10 protein-coding genes are annotated in these 7193 nt (G+C 43.4%); 1 reads left to right on the top strand and 9 read right to left on the bottom strand.

Annotated features, from left to right (window positions below; all coding sequences use genetic code 11):
• The 9 genes from AACQ81_RS00100 to fkpA form a co-directional block, all read right to left on the bottom strand.
• Nucleotides 1–128, bottom strand: a 128-nt coding sequence (locus AACQ81_RS00100; protein WP_230333040.1) for a GTP-binding protein, incomplete at its 3' end; no start/stop codon positions are given.
• Nucleotides 129–198: 70 nt separating this feature from the next.
• Nucleotides 199–2307, bottom strand: coding sequence for an elongation factor G (gene fusA, locus AACQ81_RS00095; protein WP_237388299.1), 2109 nt, complete (start codon nt 2305–2307; stop codon nt 199–201).
• Between the two features lie 93 nt (nt 2308–2400).
• Nucleotides 2401–2871 (bottom strand): 30S ribosomal protein S7, encoded by a 471-nt coding sequence (rpsG, locus tag AACQ81_RS00090; RefSeq protein WP_092513454.1) that lies wholly within the window; start codon nt 2869–2871, stop codon nt 2401–2403.
• 97 nt (nt 2872–2968) lie between these two features.
• A complete protein-coding gene (rpsL, locus tag AACQ81_RS00085; RefSeq protein ID WP_010848548.1) occupies nt 2969–3343 on the bottom strand; it encodes a 30S ribosomal protein S12 in 375 nt (124 codons plus the stop codon).
• Between the two features lie 166 nt (nt 3344–3509).
• Nucleotides 3510–3797, bottom strand: a complete 288-nt coding sequence (gene tusB / locus AACQ81_RS00080) for a sulfurtransferase complex subunit TusB (RefSeq protein ID WP_237388298.1) — start codon at nt 3795–3797, stop codon at nt 3510–3512.
• A gap of 19 nt (nt 3798–3816) precedes the next feature.
• Nucleotides 3817–4176, bottom strand: a complete 360-nt coding sequence (tusC, locus tag AACQ81_RS00075) for a sulfurtransferase complex subunit TusC (RefSeq protein WP_237388297.1) — start codon at nt 4174–4176, stop codon at nt 3817–3819.
• A gap of 73 nt (nt 4177–4249) precedes the next feature.
• Nucleotides 4250–4645, bottom strand: a complete 396-nt coding sequence (gene tusD / locus AACQ81_RS00070; protein ID WP_237388296.1) for a sulfurtransferase complex subunit TusD — start codon at nt 4643–4645, stop codon at nt 4250–4252.
• Complete coding sequence (locus AACQ81_RS00065; protein WP_237388295.1) at nt 4645–5367, bottom strand: helix-turn-helix transcriptional regulator; 723 nt, start codon at nt 5365–5367, stop codon at nt 4645–4647. The genes tusD and AACQ81_RS00065 overlap by 1 nt, the downstream gene beginning before the upstream one ends.
• Before the next feature lie 467 nt (nt 5368–5834).
• A complete protein-coding gene (gene fkpA / locus AACQ81_RS00060) occupies nt 5835–6599 on the bottom strand; it encodes an FKBP-type peptidyl-prolyl cis-trans isomerase (RefSeq protein ID WP_237388294.1) in 765 nt (254 codons plus the stop codon).
• 246 nt (nt 6600–6845) lie between these two features.
• On the opposite strand from fkpA, the gene AACQ81_RS00055 reads away from it, so the two are divergent.
• On the top strand, nt 6846–7064 hold the full coding sequence (locus AACQ81_RS00055) for a SlyX family protein (RefSeq protein WP_237388293.1): 219 nt from the start codon (nt 6846–6848) through the stop codon (nt 7062–7064).
• Nucleotides 7065–7193 lie beyond the last annotated feature (129 nt).

The raw sequence follows: 7193 nt of genomic DNA, 5'->3' as shown, positions 1-7193 counted from the left end.
CTACCGCCGTAGGTTTTTGCCAAAACGGTGGTGATTGCAGCAGTCAGGGTAGTTTTACCGTGGTCAACGTGGCCGATAGTACCAACGTTAACGTGCGGTTTTGAACGTTCAAACTTTTCTTTAGACACGACTCTATTCCTTAATACTGCTCCCCCGTCACAAAAATGAGGGAGCTAAAAAGATAGTAAACTCGAAAACTTATCTAGATTTACGAGCTTCGATAATAGCCTGAGCGACGTTGCTAGGCGCTTCGTTGTACTTCAAGAACTCCATGGAGTAAGAAGCACGACCTTGGGTCTGAGAACGCAGGTCAGTAGCATAACCAAACATTTCAGACAATGGTACCTGTGCACGAACAACTTTGCCCGTAGCTACATCATCCATACCATCGATCATACCACGGCGACGGTTCAAGTCACCGATGACGTCACCCATGTAGTCTTCTGGTGTTTCCACTTCAACTTTCATGATAGGCTCCAGCAGAACTGGTTTAGCTTTCATGAAGCCTTCTTTAAATGCCATGGATGCAGCAATTTTAAAGGCGATTTCTGAAGAGTCAACGTCATGGTAAGAACCATCAAACAGAGCAACTTTAACGTCAACGATTGGATAACCAGCCAGAACACCGCTCTTCAGCTGTTCCTGAACGCCTTTATCAACGCCCGGGATGTATTCTTTAGGAACAACACCACCAACGATTTCGTTAGCGAATTCGTAACCAGCGCCGCCAGCTTCCAGAGGCTCAATACGTAGCCATACGTGACCGTACTGACCACGACCACCGGACTGTTTAGCGTGTTTACCTTCCTGCTCAACAGAAGCACGGATGGTTTCACGATAAGCAACCTGAGGTTTACCTACGTTAGCTTCAACGTTGAACTCACGACGCATACGGTCAACCAGAACGTCGAGGTGCAGCTCACCCATACCTGCGATGATGGTCTGACCAGTCTCTTCATCACTGCTTACGCGGAATGATGGATCTTCCTGAGCCAGACGGCCTAAAGCGATACCCATTTTTTCTTGGTCAGCTTTAGTTTTTGGCTCGATAGCAACAGAGATAACTGGCTCTGGGAATTCCATGCGCTCCAGGATGATTGGTGCGCCCATGTCACAAAGAGTATCACCTGTAGTTACATCTTTAAGACCGATTGCAGCAGCGATATCGCCTGCACGGACTTCTTTGATTTCTTCACGTTTGTTGGCGTGCATCTGTACGATACGACCAAAACGTTCTTTCTTGTCTTTAATCGGGTTCAGTACGGTGTCACCAGAGTTAACAACACCAGAGTAAACGCGGAAGAAAGTCAAGTTACCCACGAATGGGTCAGTAGCGATTTTGAACGCCAGCGCAGAGAATGGCTCGTCATCGCTGGAATGACGTTCTGCTGGAGTATCTTTACCGTCTGGCAGCATCCCTTTGATGGATTCAACGTCAGTTGGTGCCGGCAGATATTCAATAACTGCATCCAACATTGCCTGAACACCCTTGTTCTTAAATGCAGAACCACAGGTAACCAGGATAATTTCGCCAGTCAGAACACGCTTACGCAGAGCTACCTTGATTTCTTCTTCAGTCAGCTCTTCACCGCCCAGATATTTGTCCATCAGTTCTTCTGATGCTTCTGCTGCGGATTCAATCAGATTCTGATGCCATTCTTGAGCCAGTTCAACCATGTCTGCTGGGATATCTTCATAAGTGAAGGTAGTACCCTGATCAGCTTCATTCCAGTTGATTGCTTTCATTTTCAACAGGTCAACAATACCGGTGAAGGTATCTTCAGCACCGATTGCCAGTTGAAGTGGAACTGGGTTAGCAGCCAGACGAGTTTTAATCTGCTCAACAACGCGCAGGAAGTTCGCACCCATACGGTCCATTTTGTTAACGAACGCGATGCGTGGAACATTATATTTGTTCGCCTGACGCCATACAGTTTCAGACTGAGGCTGAACACCACCAACTGCACAGTAAACCATTACTGCACCGTCAAGAACACGCATGGAACGTTCTACTTCGATGGTGAAATCAACGTGTCCTGGGGTGTCGATGATGTTGATGCGGTGTGGTTCAAACTGTTTAGCCATACCAGACCAGAATGCAGTAGTCGCAGCAGAGGTAATGGTGATACCACGTTCCTGCTCCTGCTCCATCCAGTCCATTGTTGCTGAACCTTCGTGAGTTTCACCAATTTTATGGTTTACACCTGTGTAAAACAGAATACGTTCAGTTGTCGTGGTTTTACCGGCGTCGATGTGGGCACTGATACCGATATTACGGTAACGTGCTATAGGTGTTTTACGAGCCATTTTTTCCTCTCTCGTGGGCGTTCAATTTAGAGAACGGGTAGCCGAACAGCTACCCAGAACATATTCACTGCCGATGGGTTACCAACGAATGGATTACCAACGGTAGTGTGCGAACGCCTTGTTAGCTTCTGCCATACGATGAACGTCTTCACGTTTCTTCACAGCAGCGCCTTTGTTTTCAGCCGCATCAGATAATTCATTCGCCAGGCGCAGAGCCATCGACTTATCACCGCGTTTACGAGCAGCATCAACGATCCAACGCATTGCCAGTGCATTGCGACGAACCGGACGAACTTCAACTGGAACCTGATAAGTAGAACCACCAACACGGCGGGACTTAACTTCCACAGTCGGGCGCACGTTATCCAGTGCCAGCTCGAATGCTTCCAGATGATCTTTACTAGAACGCTGAGCCAGGGTCTCAAGCGCACTATATACAATTGCTTCTGCGGTAGATTTCTTACCATCTACCATCAGGATATTAACAAATTTTGCCAGTAGTTCAGATCCGAACTTTGGATCTGGCAGAATTTTACGTTGACCAATTACACGACGACGTGGCATGGAAATACTCCGTTTCGAATTCAGGGTTGTCCAAAACTCTACGAGTTTATTTTGACATTAAAGTGAAAAATGTTTGGCCTTACTTAACGGAGAACCATTAAGCCTTTGGCTTCTTCACACCGTACTTAGAACGACCTTGCTTACGGTCTTTAACACCGGCACAGTCCAGTGCACCGCGAACAGTGTGGTAACGCACACCTGGCAAGTCTTTAACACGACCGCCACGGATCAGAATAACGGAGTGTTCCTGCAAGTTGTGGCCTTCACCACCGATGTAGGAAGAAACTTCGTAACCATTAGTCAAACGCACACGACATACTTTACGCAGTGCGGAGTTTGGTTTTTTAGGAGTGGTAGTATATACACGAGTACATACGCCACGTTTTTGCGGGCAAGCTTCCAGAGCAGGAACGTTGCTTTTCACAACTTTCGAGCTACGAGATTTGCGCACCAGCTGGTTGATAGTTGCCATTATTAAAAAAGCTCCTGGTTTTTTGCTTCGTAAACACGGATTTTACCCTCTGGCAGTCATGATGACAAAACGAGAGGACGCGGAATTTTATTGCTGACTTGACGAGGTGTCAAGAAATATACAGTTTTTCTATACTGGTAAAATAGCGGAAATATACAATTCTCATTTACCAGGCAAAATTTTGCTGATGTTTTACCGTTAAGCTCACAAAACCGTCGTAATCAATCACCTTAACACGGTCTGAAATCTGTTCAGTCAGCCCCCGTGCATCCAGATCTTCCTGCAAGGCATAAATTCCAGCTCCTGTACGCATCAATTCAGCTAAGTAGCGATTATCATTGATCCCGAACAATACGCCATTCTGAATTAACAGAACGTCATCGATCTCAGATACAAGAGCAAGCATTGCATTGACGTCATCATGGTAAGGTGAGCGCCTAACAGTATATAACATGTTACCTACCTGTAATAGATTAAAATTTCAACACAACATCATAATCTGCCAACTGTTTTCGTATCGCCACAGCAGAAAGAAATTCTGCCTTAAGTACAAAATTGCTTGCCGGACTACCTCCGCGAATGATCAGATCATCAAGACAAACGTAGCATTTATCAATGTCATAAAGAGGCAAGATCTTAAAGGTTGAAATATAGTCACGGGCCAGAATTTTATCTGGCTGTTGGTTGGTCAGTAATTGGAAGACTCCATCAGAAATAAAGAATATGCCAATTTGATCGGTTAAGGCTGATGTCGCAAGCAGGGCATCCAGCCCTTCCCGGCCTATAGAAGAGCCATGAGGGGCTTCAGTAAAAACAAAGGCGATTTTTTTCATCGATAACCACTATTTCATTAAGACCCACATAATTTACTCAAAACTGACATTTCATCAATGCTTACTGCGAGGCTTAAAATTGTATAACACGATCACATAGCATCATGGCTTCTGCCAGCGCCCCCAACCCGCTAAGTTCAAACCCATTTGCCAGATTAGCAACAGGCAAATTTAATTCTTGGGCTTGTTGCTCATCCACTACACCGCGACGCAATGCTGCGGCAACGCAAATATACAGATTGAACCGATGCTGGACTGCCAATGCCTGCCATGCCCTGACCAGATCAAATTCATCATTGGCGGGAGCAACCAGTTGATTACCGTTTAGGACACCCTCACGATAAAAGAACATACTATGTAATGTATGTCCTGCGGCGATCAACGCCTGAGCAAATTGATAGGCACTGCTGGCTTGTTGAGTACCATAAGCTGGCCCGGTGACCAGCAGACAATAAGACAGTGACGACATTACTTCTCCGGGCTGGCACATTCGCCGTTTTTAAACTGGCGAATATAGAGGTATACCGTATGCTTGGAAATATTCAAACGGTCAGCAACCTGATTAATAGCATCCTTAATATCAAAAATGCCTTTCTCATAAAGATTTAACACTACCTGCCTATTTTTCGCATTGTTGGAAACATTGCGGTCGGCATTCACTTCTTCAATAGTAAATTCCAGAGTTTGTGCAACCAGGTCATCCACAGAAGATGCAAAGTTAACGTTCGAAGAGACTTCGTGGGTTTTTTCTGGGATAAAGGTCTGAATAATTTCAGAGAAAGGCACATCAAGGTTCATATTAATACATAACAGCCCAATAACCCGACGCTGGCGATTGCGAATAGCAATTGTGATAGATTTCATCAACGAACCGCTTTTTGCCCGCGTGAAATACGCTTTAGAAACACTGCTGTCTTCATCCGTAATATCGTGGAGCATCCGCAACGCCAAATCTGTAATCGGGGAACCGATCTTACGACCAGTATGTTCCCCATTAGCTATTCTGACAGCTGAACATTTAAGATCTTCCAGTGAATGAAGAACTATTTCACAATGCCCACCTATCAACATAGCCAGGCCATCAACAGCAGCTTCGTAAGATTTTAAAATTTCATGATCTGTTTCATTAAACGGTTGGTTTTCCAGTAAATCAATATCACTGTTATCACCAGTTAATAGCGGGGTAGACATGTTAATACACCATCCTTCAAGCTCAGACTTTGCCTCACCAAAATATTAAGGCGAGATTTATTATAAAATCACATTACTACAACCAAGAGTCTACCTCAGTAAACATCTACTGTTATAGGCAGAATGTTCTATATTCTATTCGGAATAATGACGTTAAAACCACTGTTGACGTTAAAACTACATTGAATTTACGTCAAGCCCTTGCTGAAGATACCACAGGGTTTTATCACAGCTTTATGCCTAATACGCGTAAAATATGAAAACGATATTTCATTTAATACAGCAGGAAATAATAAGCAGACATGCAATTTTTCTTTATTCATGCTTATTATTCCTCAAAGATGAAGTAAATATCATCAACAAACCGAAAGATGAAAGAAAGATGAAAATGAAAAAATGAAAGGTACAAATAATAAAACAGGAGCGATTAAACTCCTGTCTGTATTGTCTCGCAATTATTACCGGAATTATTTTGCCTTGGCAGCAGGTTTAATATCCAGTAATTCAACATCAAAAACTAAAGTAGAATTAGCTGGAATTTTAGGCAGGCTTGCTTGATCATAAGCCAACTTCGGTGGAATAACCAATGTAATTTTTCCGCCTTTCTTCACATTCTGTAAGCCTTCTTTCCAACCTGGAATCACGCTGTCCAGACGAATTGACAGAGGTTCTTTACGTTCATAAGAACTGTCGAAAACTTGCCCGTCAATCAAAGAACCTTTGTAGTTAACAACTACAGTGTCAGTTTCTTTAGGGGTCTTGCCAGTACCTTCTTTTTCAATTTTGTAAAGAAGCCCTGATTTGGTTTCCACTACGCCAGCCTGCTTAGCGAACTTTTTACGATATTCATCACCTTTTGCGCCATTTTCACCAGCATCTTTCTCTGCCTTAGCCTGAGCCATCTCTTTCACTTTTTTTTCAAAAGCCAACAAAGTGTCCTGAATTTCTTGATCAGTCAATTTGCTTTTATTATTTAAAGCATCTTCAACACCAACCAACAACTGTGTTTTTTCTAAGTTGATACCGAGTGTTTTCTGCTCTTTCAAGGAATTTTCCATGTAGCTACCCAAAGAGGCACCCAGAGCATAAGAATTTTGCTGTTCTACCGTTTTAAATGCACTATTCAGCTTTACTTCACCTTTAGCTTCTGTATTAGCAGCCAAAACCTGAGGTACACTGAATACTACTGCCAGAGTTGTTGCCAGCATGGTTGTTTTAAACAATGATTTCATCCTATTCTCCAATAAATTTGGGCGGTTTTACCGTCAGCTCAAGCTACGCGTAACATGTACTATAACCGTCTGCGGAAACCAATGACAATATTTGCTATACCTTGATCTAAAAACCATTGAGACAGCATTAACGTGAAGAGGTTTCGTTATCCCCTCTTCTATTGAACGTTTTGAATATTATAGTGCCACTTGGTTAGAGTAATCGTTCCATCATGTAATTAACTGATCAGAGGCAGGAGAAAGATAATGGAATTATCCGACATTGAACAAAGATTTGAACAATTGGAAACTAAACTGGCCTATCAGGAAGCCACCATTGAAGAGCTAAATCAAGAAGTAAGAAAGCAGCAGATAGAGGCAGAACAGCTGAAAGAACAACTGCGATTAATGGCTGATCGCCTAAAAACTCACCAAGCATCCATTATAGCACCACTTTCAGAAGAAACACCCCCCCCTCATTACTGATACAGGGCAATCGCATCTAAAATTCATTGACAATGATTGAGTTTCATGTCGTTATGCTGCTTTTAAAGTCAACCCTTATGTCCTCTGTCAGCCCTTTGTTACAGCATTTTGCCTCACTTGAAGACCCCC

This window comes from Xenorhabdus sp. Sc-CR9, assembly GCF_963897815.1.
Taxonomy (GTDB): domain Bacteria; phylum Pseudomonadota; class Gammaproteobacteria; order Enterobacterales; family Enterobacteriaceae; genus Xenorhabdus.
The sequence above is the reverse complement of the archived record's forward strand: the minus strand, read 5'-3'. Positions and strand labels throughout refer to the sequence as shown.